6 protein-coding genes are annotated in these 19,879 nt (G+C 61.1%); 5 read left to right on the top strand and 1 reads right to left on the bottom strand.

Annotated elements, in window-relative coordinates:
* Positions 1 to 304: 304 nt before the first annotated feature.
* On the top strand, positions 305 to 13,618 hold the full coding sequence (locus tag ACR0IK_RS12155; RefSeq protein ID WP_480641675.1) for a hypothetical protein: 13,314 nt from the start codon (positions 305 to 307) through the stop codon (positions 13,616 to 13,618).
* Between the two features lie 18 nt (positions 13,619 to 13,636).
* The gene (locus ACR0IK_RS12150; RefSeq protein WP_480641674.1) at positions 13,637 to 14,116 is read left to right on the top strand and encodes an invasion associated locus B family protein; all 480 of its coding nucleotides are present in this window, start codon (positions 13,637 to 13,639) and stop codon (positions 14,114 to 14,116) included.
* Between the two features lie 256 nt (positions 14,117 to 14,372).
* Here the strand turns inward: ACR0IK_RS12150 and ACR0IK_RS12145 are convergent, their stop codons facing one another.
* A complete protein-coding gene (locus ACR0IK_RS12145; RefSeq protein WP_480591594.1) occupies positions 14,373 to 15,149 on the bottom strand; it encodes a FadR/GntR family transcriptional regulator in 777 nt (258 codons plus the stop codon).
* Positions 15,150 to 15,483: 334 nt separating this feature from the next.
* Here ACR0IK_RS12145 and ACR0IK_RS12140 point away from each other — a divergent pair, with 334 nt between their 5' ends.
* The 3 genes from ACR0IK_RS12140 (at position 15,484) to ACR0IK_RS12130 (ending at position 19,878) form a co-directional block, all read left to right on the top strand.
* Positions 15,484 to 16,533, top strand: a complete 1,050-nt coding sequence (locus ACR0IK_RS12140; RefSeq protein ID WP_480591591.1) for a TRAP transporter substrate-binding protein — start codon at positions 15,484 to 15,486, stop codon at positions 16,531 to 16,533.
* Between the two features lie 111 nt (positions 16,534 to 16,644).
* The gene (locus tag ACR0IK_RS12135) at positions 16,645 to 18,714 is read left to right on the top strand and encodes a TRAP transporter large permease subunit (RefSeq protein ID WP_480641673.1); all 2,070 of its coding nucleotides are present in this window, start codon (positions 16,645 to 16,647) and stop codon (positions 18,712 to 18,714) included.
* 12 nt (positions 18,715 to 18,726) lie between these two features.
* Positions 18,727 to 19,878 (top strand): alpha-hydroxy acid oxidase, encoded by a 1,152-nt coding sequence (locus ACR0IK_RS12130; RefSeq protein ID WP_480591586.1) that lies wholly within the window; start codon positions 18,727 to 18,729, stop codon positions 19,876 to 19,878.
* Position 19,879: the final 1 nt, after the last annotated feature.

Here is a 19,879-nt window from a genome sequence, read left to right as displayed (position 1 = left end):
ACGATTTGCCAGCCAAACATAGGTTCCTGTCTGACTTCAAACTGACTTGGCAGGCACGTGCCCGCCATCGCGGCTGAACCCGAGCGAAATCCCAATGTTTGACAATAGCTGCACTAAAGATGTTGCTTTTGAGCAATAATGGTTACGAAACTGTTAACGGGAGAAATTTTAGAACTGATCTCCTTAAGCTTGCGAATACCTTGTACGAAATGGTGATGGGTTTTATCGGGCAGATTGCTGTTCTTCGGGATTGTGCGATTGCCATGTGTTCTGGGTGGAACCGGTGCGAGGTTCGAAGGTGACAATGAGATTAATACTGCTGTTCGCGATTTCACTTTATATCGTGATTTCAACACCGTTGCTTGCCGCGCCTACATCTGCCTCGAAAGTCGGTGATACGGTTACCAACCCAGTGACCGGCTTGGATACCACTGTAAGTGCATTGATCGTGGACCCGGCATCGACGCCAACAGCGGGGACAACTGCCTTTGTCGAAACGGCGGACGGTTACGTTTTTCTGGTTAAGGGTGCGGGCGATACGATCTACAATACCGACAATCCCCCATTGGCTTTTAATATTGTTTCCATTACGGGGACAACAGCACAAATCAGCAATTCTGGCGCAACCGGCACGGCCAGTTTGTCGACGCAGCTGACCCTTTCCCAGTACAACAGCAACTTCAACAGTTCCGGCACCCCAGGCACAGTGACCCCACCCGAGGATGTCTCGGGGCCCAACGGTGTGAACCAGGTTGTTTACGGGCAGAATGGTAGTAACGGACGTGATGGCGCGTTGGTTGTGCCGCCAAGCTCTGGCGGTAATGGGTCCAATGGCCCAACACAGACAAAGACCCTGACAAGCGACGTCAATGCCACCAGCAACATCGGCTGGCAAGTTGGCAGTGTCGGTGGGAACGGGGGTAGTGGCGGAGATTCATACCTGAGTTTCTGGAGCGGTCGCGACGGAGGTGATGGCGGCAAGGGCGGAACGGTCAACGCAACTCAGGCCGCCAGCAGTACGATTCAGACATCGGGCGAAGGTAATGACGGAATCTTTGCGTTCAGCCGCAGCGGTAAGGCAGGTAATGGCGGCAGCGGCTTTGCGGCGCCGGGCGGAGGCACCGGTGGGCATTCGGCCGACGGCGGCAATGTGACGGTCACCCAGCGGGGTACGATTTCGACAAGCGGAGATTCTGCAGATGGAGTCTATGCGCTGAGTGTTTCCAACAATGGCGGCAATGGCGGATCGCAATGGGGATTGGTCGGGTCTTCCGGTGATGGTGGCTATGGTGGAAACGGTGGCAAGGTGACGGTCAACACGACGTCAACTGGCAGCATCCTGACGACCGGAGACTTCGCAAATGGTATCTACGCTCAGTCCATAGGCGGTTCGGGCGGGTCCGCGGGGACCAGCGGCAACCTTCTGGTCTCATTGATCGGCGGCGCGGACAATGGCGGCAATGGCGGTCAGGTTTCGGTTTCGCATAGCGGTGCAATTGAAACGCAGGGAGATTTCGCACGTGGTATCGTCGCGCAGTCCATCGGCGGTGGCGGCGGTTCGGGCGGAACAGCAGGCGGTCTGGTGTCCCTGTCTTTGGGTGGTGTTGGCTCGAACGGTGGTAGCGGTAATACAGTCAGCGTCACGGTACAGGGCAGCGGCAGTGTTTTGACCTCGGGTACAGGTGCCGACGGTGTCATGGCGCAATCCATTGGCGGCAGCGGTGGTACGGGGGCGAACTCTTACGGTCTGGTCGCCATCGGCGGCACCGGGTCCAGGGGTGGCACGGGTGCCGCGGTCAGTGTCAGCAACTACGGGCGTCTCGTGACCGGCGGAGACGGCGCCCGCGGAATCATCGCGCAGTCAATCGGCGGCGGCGGTGGTGATGGCGGCTCGTCCGGAGGCATGGTGTCTGTCGGCGGCAACGGCAGCGGCGGCGGCAGCGGTTCGACTGTGACCATCGTGAATGACGGCATCATCACCACGTCCGGAGACGATGCGATGGGCGTTCTGGCCCAGTCCATCGGTGGCGGCGGTGGTAATGGCGGTTCGTCCGGTTCGGTTGGGGCATTTGTCGGCGTGGCCATTGGCGGTAAGGGCGGTGCTGGCGGAACCGGCGGAAATGTCAACGTCACCTTGTCCAACACCGACGGCAGCCAGCCTTCGGCGATTCAAACCTCGGGTGATCGTTCGGCAGGTGTGTTCGCGCAATCTGTTGGTGGTGGCGGAGGCAATGGCGGCGGTGCCGTGTCAGTTGCTGTAGGGGCCTTTGGTGCGGCATCGGTATCGGTCGGCGGCTCGGCAGGTAACGGCGGAGATGGCGGAGCGGTCACGCTTAGTGGAAGCGGCGCGGCTTCGGTGCAGACCGGGGGGGACGATTCCATCGGCGTCATGCTGCAATCGGTCGGCGGCGGTGGCGGCAATGGCGGCTACGCCGTGTCGGTCGCCGTGTCCGGTGGTCCGGTGTCCGGTTCACTGGCCGTTGGCGTCGGCGGCGACGGCAGTTCCGGCGGCAAGGGCGGTCCGGTTACGGTCGGCCAGTTCAACAGCAGTGGTGTTGCGACGGCGGCTGGGTTCGAGGGCACGGTGGTCACCACTGGCAACCGCTCGACCGGTATGTTGTTCCAGTCCGTTGGCGGCGGCGGCGGCAATGGCGGTCTGGCCGTTGCTGCGACCGGAGGAGCTTCGGCTCTGTTCTCGGGCAATGTCTCGGTAGGGGTCGGTGGCCAGGCGGGTAGTGCCGGGAATGGCGGTCTTGTGCGGGTTTATACCAAGGCGGACGTTACTACGACGGGTACGAATTCCAGTGGGATCATCGCGCAATCGGTCGGCGGCGGTGGTGGCAATGGCGGTGGCAGCATCGCGGCCGGGATCAGCGCAAGCGGCGGTGCGGCCGTTGGAATCAACGTTGGCGTCGGCGGTGACGGTGGCGGTGCCGGAACCGGGGGCAACGTTACTCTGGTCGCAGGCGGTACGTCGATCGAGACCAGTGGCGCGTTTTCCAGCGGAGTTGTAGCGCAGTCTGTCGGCGGCGGTGGCGGCAATGGCGGCTATGCCGTCGGAGCCAGCGCCGATATCGGCGGCGCGGCGGCCGGATCGGTCAGCGTGGGCCTTGGCGGTAAAGCTGGCGGAGGCGGGGCTGGGGGAACCGTTACTGCGCAGGTCGATGCGGATGTCACCACACGCGGCGATGATTCCGGAGCAGTCGCCGTGCAATCCATTGGCGGCGGTGGCGGCAACGGTGGCTTTAGTGTCGCGGCGGGTCTCGCGGCAGGAGGCGCGGGCGCTGGGACTGTGGATGTGGGCCTTGGTGGTGACGGCGGCAGCGGTGGCATTGGTGGAACCGTCACGGGCGTACGCATCAATGGCGATATCCGGACCGAGGGTGCGCGTTCGACCGGAGTTGTGATCCAATCCATTGGCGGTGGCGGCGGCAACGGCGGTTTCAACGTCACGGCTGGTGTTGCGGCAGGCGGGGCCGGAGCCGGGTCCATCGGTGTCGGGCTAGGTGGCAACGGAGCCACCGGCGGTAATGGCGGTATCGTCGAAGGCCAGGTTGCGGGCAATGTCACAACGCTGTCCGACAGTTCAAGCGGCGTGGTGTTCCAGTCCATTGGCGGCGGCGGCGGCAATGGTGGCTTCAACGTCACGGCCGGGATCGCAGGGGCCGGTGCAGGCGGCGGAGCTGTCACTGTTGGTCTTGGTGGGGACGCCTCGGGCGGCGGTATCGGAAGAACCGTAACCGGTCGCGTGACCGGAACCGTCTCGACGGGTGGAGCGGATTCCACTGCAGTTCTGGCGCAGTCTGTTGGCGGCGGTGGCGGTAATGGCGGTTTCAATGTCAGCGCCTCTTTGGCGGGTGCGGGCGTGGCCAGCGGCGCGGTCTCGGTCGGGCTTGGCGGTGACGGTGGTACCGGCGCGACAGGCGGATCTGTCAATCTGACCACAACGAATTCCATTGTGACGGTCGGAGACCGTTCCTCGGGCGTGGTTGCTCAATCCATAGGTGGCGGCGGCGGCAATGGCGGCTTCAACGTCTCGGGCACCGGGGCAGGCGCAGGCACGGCCAGCGGCGCAGTCAGCGTTGGGCTGGGCGGTACCGGTCTAGGGGGCGGCAATGGTGGCGCAGTCACTCTGACCTCGGGCGGCACGATCCTGACGCAAGGCGACTCGGCCACTGCGTTCCTGGCGCAATCCATTGGTGGTGGAGGAGGCAACGGCGGCTTCAACGTCAGTGCCTCGGTTCAGGGATCGGGTACAGCCGGTGGTGGCGTTTCAGTTGGCCTTGGCGGAAACGGTGGCGGCGGCGGCAGTGGCAGCACCGTGATCGCCACATCGAACAACGCGGTTGAAACACGTGGTGACAGCTCCTCAGGCGTCGTGGCGCAATCCATCGGCGGTGGAGGCGGTAATGGTGGCTTCAACGTGGCCCCGGTCCTGTCAGGCGCCGGTACGGCCAGCGGTGCCGTCAGCGTCGGGTTGGGCGGATCCGGCGACACGGGCGGCAATGGCGGCAATGTCACGCTGACTTCGAACGGAACCATCCTGACCGATGGTTTCGCGTCTAGTGGTTTTGTCGCGCAGTCCCTCGGTGGTGGCGGAGGCAACGGAGGTTTCAACGTTTCGCCGACCGTATCGGGTGCGGGAACCGGCGCGGGTTCGGTGTCTGTCGGGCTGGGAGGTTCGGGCGATGGCGGTGGTGACGGCAGTCTGGTCACGGCCAGCACTACGGCGAATGTCGTGACCAAGGGCGATGCTTCGGTGGGCATTCTGGCGCAGTCCGTTGGCGGCGGCGGCGGCAATGGCGGCTTTAATGTTTCGCCCGCACTGGCCGGGGCTGGTACGGGTTCAGGCGCAATCAGCGTTGGTCTGGGCGGGTCCGGCGGCGGTGGCGGCACGGGCGGTGTTGTCGATCTGACCGTTGCCAACAGCGTGCAAACCGAAGGCGCACAATCCAGTGCAGTCGTCGCGCAATCCATCGGTGGCGGCGGCGGCAACGGTGGCTTCAACGTTTCTGCCTCAGTCGGCGGCGCGGGTACGGGATCCGGCGCGGCTGCCGTGGGTCTGGGGGGCCGCGGAACCGGTGGTGGCGATGCTTCGGCAGTCACCGCAGATGTCACCGGCAACCTTGTGACACTGGGCGAAACCTCGACCGGCTTGCTGGCGCAGTCTGTCGGAGGTGGCGGTGGTAATGGCGGTATGAATATCTCGGTCGCCGTTGCTGCAGCGGGCACTGGCTCGGGCGGCGCGTCGGTGGGTCTGGGCGGCGCATCCGGTACCGGCGGCAACGGCGGTACGGCTGAGGCCACTCTGACCGGCAATGTCTCGACGCAGGGTGACGAATCCAGTGGTGTCGTCGTGCAGAGCCTCGGTGGTGGTGGCGGTAATGGTGGCATGAACGTTTCGGCCACGGTGACGGTTGCCGGAAAAGGCAGTGGCGGTGCTTCTGTCGGCCTTGGTGGCAGCGGCGGCAACGGAGGCAACGCGAGCACGGCCACCGGCACGGTTGTGGGCAATGTCACCACAGCGGGCGACAATTCGGGCGGTGTTCTGGTGCAATCCGCGGCCGGCGGTGGTGGTAACGGAGGGCTGAATGTTTCGGCCGCCGTGAACATCTCGGGCACCGGTGGCGGCGCAATTGGCGTTGGTATCGGCGGGTCCGGTGGCGACGGTGGCAATGCGAGCACGGCAACGGGCTCGGTCACCGGAGATGTCACCACGAGCGGCGACAACTCAACCGGTGTTCTGGTTCAGTCCGTCGGTGGCGGTGGCGGCAATGGTGGCGTCAATATTTCGGGCGCGCTGAGCATTGCGCGCACCGGGTCGGGCGCAGCGGGCATCGGTGTGGGTGGCTTTGGTGGCGATGGCGGTACCAGTGGCGTGGTCGACAGTACTTTCGACGGCAATGTCAGCACCTCTGGCACACGTTCGGCCGGGATCGTCGCGCAGAGTCTCGGCGGCGGTGGTGGCAATGGTGCCACGAATGTCTCCGGTGCGATTTCAGTCGCCAGCAACTATTCGGGTGGCCTGGGGATAGGTGTTGGCGGTTTCGGAGGCGATGGCGGTGCGGCCGAAAATGTCACGCAGCAGGTCACGGGCAATGTCACGACGACCGGCGACGACTCGGTCGGCATTCTGACCCAGAGCCTTGGCGGTGGTGGCGGTAATGGTGGCACCAACATTTCGGCGGCCTTGTCCCTGTCCCGGTCGGCCAACGCGGCTGTGGCTATCGGAGTCGGCGGATTCGGCGGCGGCGGTGCAGATGCCGGGGCGCTGGTGCAATCGACCGTCACAGGTGGTGTCTCCACCGGCGGTGATCGCAGTACGGCCATTCTGACGCAGAGCCTTGGTGGCGGTGGCGGCAATGGCGGCACGAATATCTCGGCCTCGTTGGGCATCAGCCAGGAAAATGGCGGCTCGGTCAGCCTGGGCGTTGGCGGTTTCGGCGGCGGCGCGGGCAATGCGGGTGATGTGATCAGCACTTTGCGGTCTGCCACAGATAGCAGCGGCACAACCTCGGTGGTTACGACGGGCGCGGACAGTATCGGTGTCATGGCGCAATCGGTTGGCGGTGGCGGCGGCAATGGCGGTCTGAACGTTTCGGGTGCGGTGAATCTGACGGGCAAATCCGGCGCAGCAGTTGCTTTGGGCCTTGGCGGCTTTGGCGGCGGCGGAGGCAATGCCGGGGCGGTGACACTAGATGTTCAAAGTGACGTTGTGACGGCGGGTAACGGGTCGCATGGTCTATTCGCACAGAGCCTTGGCGGCGGCGGTGGCACCGGTGGCGTGAATATCTCGGGTTCGTTGGCGCTGACCAAGCCCTCTGGTTCGGACACGATCTTCTCGGTCGCGGCGGGTGTTGGCGGCTTTGGCGGGTCGGGCGGTGACGCCAGTGATGTTGATCTGGATTACACCGGCAACCTGCAGGCGGTGCCGATGGTGCAGCAATCCGACGGCTCGTTCGCCGTGGATGAAAACAAAGGCGCCAGCGGTATTATAGCGCAATCGCTGGGAGGCGGCGGCGGCAATGGCGGCACCAATGTGTCCGGCGGCATCGCGATCAGCGGCAAACCCGGGGCAGGTCAGACAGACAGCAGCAAGTCTTATGCCGTGGTTGTGGGCGTCGGCGGTTTTGGCGGCGGTGGCGGTGATGCCGGGAATGTCGATGTAAACATCGGTGCGGGCAGCACGATCATGGCGCATGGCACCGGTCAATCCGGTCTGCTGGCGCAATCACTTGGCGGCGGCGGCGGCAATGGCGGCCTGAACGTTTCCGGCGGGATCGTGTCCGACAGTTCTCTGATTGTCGGTGTCGGTGGGTTCGCGGGCGATGGCGGCAAGGCGGGCAATGTCACCGTGACATCGCAGGCGAATATCACCGTGACGACGAACCCGGATGATATCTCGATCCCCAATACCACCACCTTTGAAGACAAGCTGCGCGACTTCCTGGGCGACACAATAGTGGATGAGACCGAGGAACTTGCCTCAAGCTTCGGATTGGAGCGACTGTTCATCGACATGGGTGTCTTCAACGAAGACAAACCCGATACTGATGGCTCGGCCGGTCTGATGGCGCAGTCCATCGGCGGCGGTGGCGGCAATGGCGGCTTGAACGTGTCGGGCGGTATCGCGCTGAGCAAGGACGGCAAGATCCCCTCGGTCACCTTCGGTGTTGGCGGTTTCGGTGGTGACGGTAACGTCTCGGGCGATGTAACCGTTAACCATGCCGGCACTGTTTCCGTCGCCGGTAACTGGAAGCACGGCGTTCTGGCACAATCCATCGCGGGTGGCGGCGGTAACGGCGCATTGAACGTAACCGGGCAGTTGAACTACGGGGACTCCAACAATTCTGACGGCAAGACCGACCTGAGCATTGTCGGTGGTCTTGGTGGTCACGGTGGCACTGGGGCGAATGCAGGCAACGTGTCGGTCACGCAAACCGGTGGTATTGCAACCAACGGTTACCACGCCCGCGGTATCTTTGCCCAAAGCATCGGCGGCGGTGGTGGCACCGGCGGGATCAATGCGACGTTTGTCGGCACCAAGGACAGTTCACCCATTGCCATGGGCATCGGCGGCTTTGGCGGCGGTGGCGGAGACGCAGGCGACGTGACAGTTGCGCGCGGTACTGCCGCCATTGCGGCGGGCACCATCGTCACAGATGGTGTCGGTTCACACGGGATCGAAGCCTCAAGCATCGGTGGCGGCGGTGGAGACGCCGGAATCAACGCAGTGGTGGGCATCAGCAAGACCACCGGCAGCCAGAGCAATGGCGGCACCGGCGATTCAACCGATCGCAAGACACCGACCAATTCGGGCGTCGATGATTCGGTGATCGCCAACTACAACAAGGTGCTGGACGAGCTGGAAGGCAAAACCAACCCGGCGGATTCCTCTGGCAACAAAACGGGCGTTTCGGCTGTGGTCGCAATTGGTGGTGACGCCGGAACCGCCGGGGATGGCGGCACGGTGGATATCGACCACTACGGCGATATCCTCACCAAGCAGGACGGCAGCCACGGCGTCTTTGGTCAGTCCATCGGCGGTGGTGGTGGCAACGCGGCCCTGAATCTCGGCATGACCTATGAGCTGGCCTCTGATGCGACCAACAAGGGCTTTGGTCTGGCCATTGGTGGCGGTACGGGTGAGGGCGGAATCGGCGGTTCGGTTGACGTGCGAAACACCGGCAATATTTCCACACTCGGAGCGAATTCCCATGGCCTGTTCGCCCAATCCGTTGGCGGCGGCGGCGGTAATGCGGGCTACAATTCGGCCTCGACTTCGGTGGATGGCGGAAACGTCAACATTCAGATCGGCCGGACCGGAGGCACCGGCGGCAGCGGTGGTGACGTATATGCCAGTTCGAACGGGATCATCAGTACTGCGGGCAAGGGGTCCTATGGGTTCTTCGCGCAATCCATCGGCAACGGCGGTGGCAACTCGTCTTCGACTTCTGTCAGCATCGGCACACCAAAAACCGGAGACAGCAAAGGCAACAAAGCCAGCCTGTCGGTAGGTCTTGAAGGCGGCACTGGCGGCGCAGCGGGAGACGTTACTTCGGTGGTTGCAGGTACGGTGGTCACGCAAGGTACGGATGCACATGGTGTGTTTGCGCAATCCGTTGGCGGCGGTGGCGGAACGGGTGGCAAGGCCAGCAACTCGGCCGGTAAGGGTATCTCGGTTGCACTTTCAATCGGTGGTACCGGTGGCAGCGGTGGCGTGGGTGGCAAGGTCGATGTGACCAACACGGCGCGAATCGCCACGTTAGGAGACCGCTCGGTTGGCCTGATGGCGCAATCCATCGGCGGGGCAGGTGGCACTGGTGGGATGGTGCAGGCCGGTCAGTCGAACCTCGACACGATCAAGGCCGTGGTCAATCCGTCGACGGTGGGCACTACCGCGTCGATCAATATTGGCGGCACCGGAGGGGATGGCATGACCTCGGACACCGTGACCGTGGTCAGTGACGGGATCATCACCACCGAAGGCAGCATGTCGCACGGAATTTACGCACAGTCGGTCGGTGGCGGTGGCGGCATGGGTGGTGTGGTTGAAAACCGCATCATAAGCCTGCGCAAGGAGATCGGCAACACGGCGACCCTGTCCATCGGCGGCAATGGTGGCACGGGCGCGATGTCGGCGGCAGTTTCCGTAACCAACCGTGACCTGATCCAGACCACGGGCGACAAATCGATTGGTATCTATGCGCAGTCGGTCGGCGGCGGCGGTGGTGACGCGCAACAGGTGCGCAACATCATTCTGGGTCGGTCTTCGGACGGGGCAACAACGAATGCCATCTTGATTGGTGGCACTGGTGGCACCGGCGGGGCTGGCAGCACGGTTACCGTTGTCAACGAAACCGATGGAACGATCCTGACCACCGGCAAGGAAAGCTACGGCATCTTTGCGCAATCGATCGGTGGCGGCGGCGGCAATGGCGGTTCGACGATCTCGGTGGATGGCCGCTATGGCGGTGCCGAGGCCAGCACACGGCGGGCATTGCAATTCGGTCTGGGCGGCTCGGGCGGCACCGGCGGAATTAGCGGCACCGTGTCGGTGACCAATGCCGGGACGATCGTGACCACTGGCGCCGGAGCCCACGGCATCTTTGCGCAATCCATTGGCGGCGGCGGCGGTAACGGCGGCAGCTCGATCACGGGCACGGTGCGGCTCAAGACCGGGGACAACAGCTCTCCGACCGCGCAGCTGAACATCGGCGGTTCGGGCGGCAGTGGCAATGTTGCGGGCAACGTGGTGGTCACCAACAGCGGCGACATCCGGGTGGACGGCGCCGGAGCCTATGGCATCATGGCGCAATCAGTTGGTGGCGGCGGTGGCAATGGCGGTCTGGCCGTTGCCATGGATGTGAATGACCTCAAAAACACCATGACAGGCAAGTCCTATTCCAAGATCGCCATTGGCGGGTCCGGAGGAGATGGTGCAGATGGCGGAGACGTCACGGTAAACCACACAGGCTCCATAGTCGTGAATGCCGCAAACGGGTTCGGCATCTATGCGCAATCCGTTGGCGGCGGCGGTGGCAATGCCGGATATTCGGTATCTTCCCCGCTGGTCTCGGCGCTGGACTACACGATTTCGCAGGCACTTGGCGCGCGCGAAGGGTCCACTGGTTCGGTGGGCACCGTGACGGTCAATTCGACCGGCGACATCCTTGTAAACGGTGAAGGTAGCGAAGCGGTGTTTGCCCAGTCCGTGAACGGCGGCGGTGGTAATGTCGATACAACCGTCGATTTCACCACCACGACGAGTGGCGCGACCGGCTCTGTCGTCAGCAGCGATATCGCCCTGGGCGGTGATGACGTTTCCGGTATGGCGGGCAGTCAGCTTGCGCAATCGCATACCGGCAATATCGCTACGACCAGCGACAGATCAACAGCCCTGATGCTGCAGAGCGTCGGTGGCGGCGGCGGCACCGCGGCAACCGACGTTGTTGTGCAGGACGGCGACGGTATCGATATCACCGCCCGTCTGGGTGCGATTGACACCGATGACGCCAGTGGCGGTGGCGTGAATGGCAGCCGCACGGGCGATGTGGGTACCGATGGTGCGTTCTCGTCCGCGGGATCGGCGCAATCCATTGGCGGGGGCGGCGGCAAGCTGGTGCTGAACAGTACCGGAACGGTCGATACGAACAAGGCCGCGTCGGTGATCCTGGGATCTGACCCCAGCTTTAACAATGATGGCGGCGGTATTACCCTGACGCTGGACGGCAACGTTTTCACCAGCGGTAATCGCTCCTTTGGCCAGAGCATCCAGAGCATCGGCGCGGGTGGCGGCGAGGTCGTCATCTCGGGTCTGGGGCAGGCTGCCGTGACGCTGGGCGCGCAGGACGGTTCGACCGGCGATGGCGGCGATGTTGATTTCGCCAATACTGGTGACGTGACCACCAGCGGCAACGGATCGCACGGGTTCGTCATTCAGAGCATCGGCGGCGGTGGTGGCCTCGTCTCGACCGACATGGAGGCCAGCCGGGTTACCGTGGACCTGTCGGCCAACAATGGCGGTGACGGCGGCGATATCGGGTTTACCCAGGCCGGAAATATCGTGACGACCGGAGAGAACGCGATTGGCGTTGTCGCGCAGTCGCTGGGCGGCGGTGGCGGCATGGTGGACTCGGTCTTCCGTGGGTCCGCGGGCGGTGCTGGGATTGGTGGTGCTATCGACATGGCACTGACTGGCAACATCCTGTCGGTCGGTGAAGGCGGTATCGGCATTCTGGCGCAATCCGAAGGGCGCGACGGGGCGGGTGCCATTGCACTGGGGTTCGATGGCGTCGTCATGGGCGGTACAGGGCAGGTGGACGCGGTCGCTTCGATCATTGTGGACGGCGGTGCAAACAATGCGCTGACTCTGTCGGAGAACACGGTTCTGCTCGCCGGGAACAACCAGTTGATGAATGGCGGTGACGGAAATGAACAGGTCTCGCTTGCGGGCGCAGCGCTTGGCAACTTAAACCTTGGCGCAGGCACCAACAGCCTGACTGTCGAGGACGGAGGCGCCTTCTATGCGCTGGATACGATCAATCTGGGCGCAGCCGGGATGATGCAGGTGAACGGCGATTTCGTTCTGGGCGCGAACTGGGGTCTGAATACCGACTTCTCATCGAATGTTCAGGCAGGGGATTTTGTCTTTGCCGGAAACGTCAGCCAGACCACAAACCTGACCGGCAGCCTGGCCTTTGGTGCAACGGCAAGCTCAACCTTCGATGTGTACTTTCTGACCTCGGGGGCATCGGGCGGTGACAGCGACCTGGTCAATGTCACGGGCGACGCCACGATAGGCGGTACCTTGTTGCCTCAGTTGAACAGGCTGGAACGGGCGTTGCCTCTGGTCATCATCAACCCGGACGGCACGGCGGCGGACGCAGGCACGACGATTCAAGACACTGTGGTGCTGGATTACTCGATTGGCCTGAACGGTTCGACTTCGGACGGAAGCTCGATTGATCTGGTGATCACGCCGGATTACTCGACCGCTAATATGAACGCGAACCAAGCGGCCGTTGGGGATTACATCAACCAGGTCCTGAACGGGCAGGGGTCGGCCGCGCAAGGCGAATTGTTTGCGCTGATCGGGAACATGATGTCTGAGGCTGACGTCATCGCCGCGATCGATGGGCTGACCGTGGGGGATTACGCCTCGGATGCGGTGGACGCCTACTACGGTACCCGGGTGTTCGCGGATACTTTGCACAATTGCGAACGCTTTACCGACTATCAGGCGGGTGACGATCCGCGCAGTTGTGTCTGGTTCTCCGGAGGAAGGTCTTTCTACGACCGTGACCAGACTGGCATTTACGATGAGCTGGACATCAACAACACCAATCTGTCCGCGGGTGTCCGTCTGCCGGTCGGGGATGAACTCTATGCCGGGTTTGCAGTGGGCCATGACCGGATAAGCCTGCGCAACGGATCGCAGTATAATGCGACGGGTGACCGGTTCAATCTGGGCGCGTCACTGACCAAATACACCGGTGCATGGGAGTTTGCCGCCATGCTGTCCGCCGGTTGGTCGGACTATGACACGCTCAGGGCCGGTGGGATCAGTGGCGTGCTGCCGAACGGAAACGTTGTAGACACTGTTGGCGTTAGCTCGATCAAGCACAAAATGAACCACCAGAATCTGCGGCTGAGCTTTGCCTATGACCACAGGTTTGCCGGTGGCAGCTCTTACCTGCGACCCGAGATCGCCGTAGATGCCACGCGCCTGGCGACCGAAAGCAACGGTGACGCAACCCTTTCGGGGGTTGTCCTGCAAGACAACAGCGAGATGATCTATTCACTGACACCATCGCTGGAGATCGGCACCGAACAGGTCCTGAGCGCCTCACAGAAACTGCGCGCAAGTTTGCGGGCCGGTGCCATCATTTCGTCGGACGACACCGTATCGGTCAGCGCCGGGTTCGCGGGCGCCAGCGCCGCCGACGGCGGGTTCTCGAATACCAGCTATATCGGCGATACACACGGACTGGTTTCAGCCCGGCTGGGACTGTTCGCACTGGACGACAGCAGCTTTATCAACCTGAGCCTCGACCATATGTTCGGGGACTCGACCGAGGCCCTGCAGGTTGGTCTTGGTCTTGGGGTACAATTCTAATTAATGAGGGACAGCAGTATGAAAACTTGGATTTGCGCTTTGGCGGCCTCATTGGGATTTGCGCTTCCTCTTGCCGCACAGGAGAACGACGCGCCATTGTGGTCCGTCAATTGCAGCAATTTGGTCAACGGCACCGAACTGATCTGCGAAATGACCCAAAGCATCGTTTTGACGGAGAATAACCAGAGGCTTACCTCTATTTCGTTTGTGAAGCCCGCAGGCAAGGATGAGACCGAGACCGTGCTGACCCTGCCGTTTGGCCTGCTGTTCTCCGAAGGGCTGGTCGCCAAGGTCGATGGCGCGGAAGTTGCGCGTCTGGATTTTCTGACCTGCGAAGCGCAGGGCTGCTTTGCGCGTTCGCCCGTCTCACCGGACTGGATGTCAGCGATGCGGGCCGGCAATCAGTTGACGGTCGAAGGCAAAAACAGGATCGGAGACCCGATCTCATTCGGGTTCGACCTGGCAGGTTTCAGTAAGGTGTCCGATCTCTTGCCCTGACAGGCTGGGCATTGGTGAGAGCGCTCGCGCCTCGGCTATCACGTTTTTCTGTTTGGATGTTGTCGATGTAACGATAGCAGGTACCCAACTTGCTAAACTCGTGGTTGGTTTCCGACGAAAGGAGATTGGGTTAAGAAACTTTGATTATCTCGCGCTATTGCCGCGCACTGATGGAATTGGGGCAGGGGATTGCGGAATTTCGCGTCTCACCGCATTCCGGTTAACGACTACACATGATTCCGTACAGGTGTGGTCGTTACCGTTCAGACAGCATCCGGCGTTTTTCAGCCATCGCTTCGCGACGATTGCGTTCAATCCCCAGTCTGAACGACTCTTCGACGAAATCGATATGATCGACTGCGGCTTTTGCCGCGCGCGCCTCGTCGCCGTCGATTACCGACTTGCCCAATTCCAGATGCTGGGCCAGCAATTGCTCGCCAGTCCCGTCAATCGTCTTCAGGAAATCGCGATTGTAGAATACGCCCTTGCGGGTGAGTTCGTAGATCGAGGCCATAATGTGGATCAGGGTCGCATTCTGACTGGCATCCACGATTGCCGTGTGCAGCGCGAAATCGGCTTCCTGTGCAGCTTTGGTGTCATTCTCCTGCCAGGCCCGCTCATTTTCAGCCAGAATTTCTGCGATCCGCTCCTTGTCCGCCTTGGTCGCCCGCTGCGCGGCAAGGCGGGCGGCAAAGCTCTCTTGCTCGCGCCGATATTCCAGATAATCAAAAAAGGCGGGTTCGTGCCGTTCGTATAGCGCCAGCAGAGCGGGCATCATCGCCTGGCCGGTCAGTGCGGCGACAAAAGTCCCTTCGCCATGTTGTGTAGTGACCAGTCCGCGTTCTTCCAGAACCGCCAAGGCTTCGCGCAGTTTGGGGCGCGACACGCGCAGCATTTCGGCAAGATCACGTTCCGAGGGCAGTTTGCGACCCTGCTTCAGGATGCCGGATGCGATCAGATCCTCGACCTGGGCGACGACGGCCTCGGCCAGCGATTCGTGTCCGACCGGTTCAAAAATCGCTGTGGGGCTCATGGTGCCGTGCCTCCGTTTTGTGTCAGAATTAGGATTGTTGGTAAATAAATATAAGCATGTTTGGCAAAAACTCAAGCAAACCGCGTCGGTCCTGACAGTGAATCTAGCATTATGAAAAAGAACAAAAAACAGGCAATTTCGGCTTTCAATTGCTAGAAAATTGCATTTACCAACACTGATCCTAATGCTCGGTCACTCAAAAAGGTATAGGCCAGTGGTAAACAAAATTGTTGACTGGTTGTTACTGGTAAAGTTAGTTTACCACCGGAGAGGCGCTGGAAGAGCCTGCGCCGCTGATTGGGGTGGAAGCCCTGACCAACCTGGAGGAGAATTCATGAAGAAGACCCTGACGAGCCTCGCCGTCGCCGCCAGCCTGCTGGCCGCACCCGCGGTCGCCGCTGACAAGCTATTGCTGAAAACCCCGATCGCATTCTCGACTGAACTGCCGGGCCTTGGCTCGCCGATCCCGCGGGTGGCCGAGCAGCTGGACCTGATGTCGGGTGGGACGCTGAAGATGAAAGTGTATGAGCCGGGCAAACTGGTTCCGCCGTTCGAAATCCTTGACGCCGTTTCCACCGGCAAGATCAATTCGGGCTACACCACTGCCGGTTACTGGGCAGGTAAAATCCCGTCTGCGCCGCTGTTCTCGGCCGTTCCGTTCGGCCCCGAGGCTGGCGAATACATGGCGTGGATGTACTATGGTAACGGTCTGAAACTGTACCAAGAGATGTACGATCAGGCAGGTTACAACGTTCACGTTCTGCCTTGCGCCATCATTGCCCCGGAAACCTCAGGCTGGTTCGCGACTGAAATCAACTCGCCTGAAGACCTGAATGGCCTGAAGATGCGTTTCTTCGGTCTGGGCGGAAAGGTGATGCAGAAACTGGGCGTGGCTACCTCGCTGCTGCCGGGTGGTGAGATATTCCCTGCGCTGGAAAAAGGCGCCATCGACGCGACCGAATTCTCGATGCCTGCCATTGACGCGCGCCTGGGCTTCCACAAGCTGGTGAAATACAACTACTTCCCCGGCTGGCATCAGCAGGCGACTGTGTTCGAACTGTTGATCAACAAGGACGTCTGGAACGAATCCAGCGACCAGCATAAAGCCATCATCGAAAGCGCTTGTAAGGCGTCTATGGCGGACAGCTTTGCCGAAGGCGAAGCCATTCAGCACGCGGCTCTGATCGACAACGTTGAAAACAACGGTGTCACCATCAAGCAATGGTCGCCCGAGATGCTGGATACGTTCCGTGCGACCTGGGAAGAGGTTGCCGCTGAAGAAGCCGCCAATGACGCCTTCTTTGCACAGGTTCTGGCCGATATGAACGAGTTCCGTGACGGCTATGACCTTTGGAAAACGAACGCTTTCCTCCCTCGTCAGTAACCTCCCGCACTGACGATGCCGGGGCGGTCGAAACCGCCGCTCCGGCCCATTTCCTTCTTATTCGGAATTTCTAACCAATCACTGCCCGCACGTCGGGCTGCTGAGCGAGGAATGACCATGGACAGCCAAAAGAACCTCAACGATCCGGTCGAAGCCTATGAAGGCATCCTGGAGCACCCCGAGACAGACCGTCAGAAGATCGCTGTCGCCATCGACACTGGCGTCAAGGCGGTAGGCCATGTGGTCATGTGGGCAAATGTGCTGCTGATGGGGGCGATTTTCGCTCAGGTCTCGCTGCGCTACCTGTTCAGCCAGAACTATCCCAAGCTGGATGAGGTCCAGTGGCATTTCTACGGCATCGTCACGATGATCGGTATTTCCTATGCCTTGATCACGGACAGCCATGTGCGCGTTGACGTGCTGCATATGCAACTGTCGCGCCGCGCGCAGCGGGTGATAGAGGTGATCGGCATCCTGACCCTGCTGACACCGTTCATCTATCTGATGGTCGATCAGGGATACGATTATTTCTACGAGAGCTTACGCGTCAACGAACGGTCGGACAGCCCCACGGGTCTGCCAGCACGTTGGGCGTTCAAGGCGGTTATTCCCATTAGTTTTGTTCTTTTGGCTCTGGCTGCTTTGGCGCGGCTGATCCATGACGGGCACGCGTTGCTGTACGGGCCGGAGACCGAGCGCGAAGGTGCGTCGCTGCGCCGAATCCTGCTGGTGCTGGCTGTCTTTGCTGCGGTTTGCGTCGGCCTGACTTTCCTGGTCGAAACGACCGAGGAGAAGCTGGTCATCGCGATGTTCCTGACCTTTATCGCCCTTTTGTTCACCGGCTACCCGGTGGCTTGGGTTCTGGCCGGTGTGGGTGTCGCCTATTGCGGTCTGGCCTATCTGTTCGACAATGATCTGATGTTGTGGACAGGTCTGGAAGGAACACTTACCGGGCTGGATTACCTGACCCTCGGCGCGGTTGTGAACCGGGTCTATGCGACCATGTCCAACGCGGTTCTGGTCGCGCTGCCAATGTTCATCTTCATGGGCCTTATGCTGGACGAATCCGGTGTGGCCGAGCGTCTGATGTCCTCGATGCAGCGTCTGTTCGGCACTGTTCGCGGTGGTCTGGCGATCACGGTGACCCTGATCGGGATCATTCTGGCGGCCTCGACCGGCATCATCGGTGCGTCCGTGGTGCTGCTGGGTGTGCTGTCGCTGCCCTCGATGATGCAGCAGAAGTATCAACCGACATTGGCGGCTGGCGTAGTTTCGGCATCCGGTACGCTGGGCATTCTGATCCCGCCGTCGATCATGCTGGTGATCATGGCCGACCAGATGGCCCTTTCGGTAGGCGACCTGTTCATGGCAGCAGTTTTCCCCGGTGTGATCATTGGCGGCCTGTACCTGACCTATATCTTTATCCTCGCTCTGGTGAAGCGCGATGCGGCACCCGTTCCTGAAGGTGCCAAGGCGCCGGATTGGGCTGCGGTCAAAGACGTGTTGATTGCCGTCATCCCGACCCTGATGTTGATCCTGGCCGTGTTGGGTTCGATTTTTGCTGGTCTGACTACACCGACCGAAGCTTCGGGCATTGGTGCGCTGGGTGCGACGCTGCTGGCACTGGGTTACCGCAAGCTGACCTTTGCGAAACTGTGGAACGTGTTGGTTTCGACTTTCAACACCACAGCCTACATCTTTGCCATCTTCCTGGGTGCGACAGTCTTCTCGTATGTGCTGCGCGAACTGGGTGGAGACGAACTGATCGAGCATGTGGTGCAATCCACCGGCTTCGGAGCCAACGGAACGATCCTCTTCATCCTGCTCATCGTCTTTCTGCTGGGTTTCGTGCTGGACTGGATCGAGATCACGCTGATCGTGCTGCCCCTGATGCGCCCCATCGTAAACGGGCTGGGCATCGATATCCCCGGCTTTGGCGTACTGGATGAACCGGCTCTGGTCTGGTTCGTGATCCTGGTCGCGGTGACGCTGCAAACCAGCTTCCTGACACCTCCGGTGGGCTTCGCCCTGTTCTATCTGAAAGGCGTCTGCCCGCCCGAGATCAAGCTGACGCATATCTATAAGGGCATCATCCCGTTCGTGCTGCTGCAGCTGACCGGTCTGGCGCTGGTCTTCCTGTGGCCGACCCTTGCCACCTGGCTGCCTTCGGTCGCCTATTAAGGAGCCGTTCCGATGCGTCTGAACCAATGCCATAACTTCCACGACTTCCGGCGGCTGGCCAAGCAACGGCTGCCGGGGCCGATCTTCAACTACATCGACGGGGGTGCTGATGATGAGGTGACGTATCGGGAAAACACCAATGCGTTTGACCGCTGCGACCTGCTGCCCTCGGTTCTGCGCGGTGTGTCTGACGTGGATATGTCCGTCACGGTAATGGGGCAGAAACTGGACATGCCGGTTTACTGCTCGCCCACCGCTTTGCAGCGTCTGTTTCACCATCAGGGTGAACGCGCCGTCGCGGCGGCGGCCGAGAAATTTGGCACCATGTTCGGTGTGTCCTCGTTGGGCACCGTGTCTTTGGAAGAGCTGCGCAAAAAACACAAAAACCCGCAGGTCTATCAGTTCTACTTCCATAAGGATCGCGGCCTGAACACGGCGATGATGCAGCGCGCCAAAGAGGCGGGTGTCGAGGTGATGATGCTGACCGTCGACAGCATTACCGGCGGCAATCGGGAACGTGATCTGCGCACCGGCTTTTCGATCCCGTTCCGGTTGACGCTGGGCGGCATGATCCAGTTTGCGATCAAGCCGATGTGGGGCATCAATTATGTCACACACGAGAAATTCCGCCTGCCGCAGTTGGAGGAACATGTGGATATGGGCGGCGGTGCCAGCTCTATCGGTGGTTACTTCACTGACATGCTTGACCCGTCGATGAACTGGGACGACGTGGCGCAGATGGTGCGCGACTGGGACGGGCAGTTCTGCCTCAAGGGCATTATGACCGTTGATGATGCCAAACGCGCCGCCGAGATCGGCTGCACCGGTATCATCTTGTCGAACCACGGTGGCCGCCAGCTGGACGGCTCGCGCACGCCTTTCGACCAATTGTCCGAAATTGTGGACGCGGTTGGCGACAAGCTGGACGTTATGATGGACAGCGGTATTCAGCGTGGCACCCATGTTCTGAAAGCGCTGTCGCTGGGCGCCAAGGCGGTTGGTGTCGGTCGGCATTACCTGTATCCGCTGGCCGCAGCAGGGCAGGCGGGTGTCGAACGTGCTCTGGGCCTGATGCGGGCCGAGATCGAGCGCGACATGAAACTGATGGGCGTCACTAGCATCGACCAACTGAACCGCGGGAATATACGCTTCCGCACCACCTAAA

Source organism: Ruegeria sp. BF7 (genome assembly GCF_056538605.1).
The sequence above is the reverse complement of the archived record's forward strand: the minus strand, read 5'-3'. Positions and strand labels throughout refer to the sequence as shown.

Coding starts and splice junctions, on each gene's coding strand:
- ACR0IK_RS12155 (WP_480641675.1), top strand. CDS start 305: ATGAGATTAATACTGCTGTTCGCGATTTCACTTTATATCGTGATTTCA.
- ACR0IK_RS12150 (WP_480641674.1), top strand. CDS start 13,637: ATGAAAACTTGGATTTGCGCTTTGGCGGCCTCATTGGGATTTGCGCTT.
- ACR0IK_RS12145 (WP_480591594.1), bottom strand. CDS start 15,149: ATGAGCCCCACAGCGATTTTTGAACCGGTCGGACACGAATCGCTGGCC.
- ACR0IK_RS12140 (WP_480591591.1), top strand. CDS start 15,484: ATGAAGAAGACCCTGACGAGCCTCGCCGTCGCCGCCAGCCTGCTGGCC.
- ACR0IK_RS12135 (WP_480641673.1), top strand. CDS start 16,645: ATGACCATGGACAGCCAAAAGAACCTCAACGATCCGGTCGAAGCCTAT.
- ACR0IK_RS12130 (WP_480591586.1), top strand. CDS start 18,727: ATGCGTCTGAACCAATGCCATAACTTCCACGACTTCCGGCGGCTGGCC.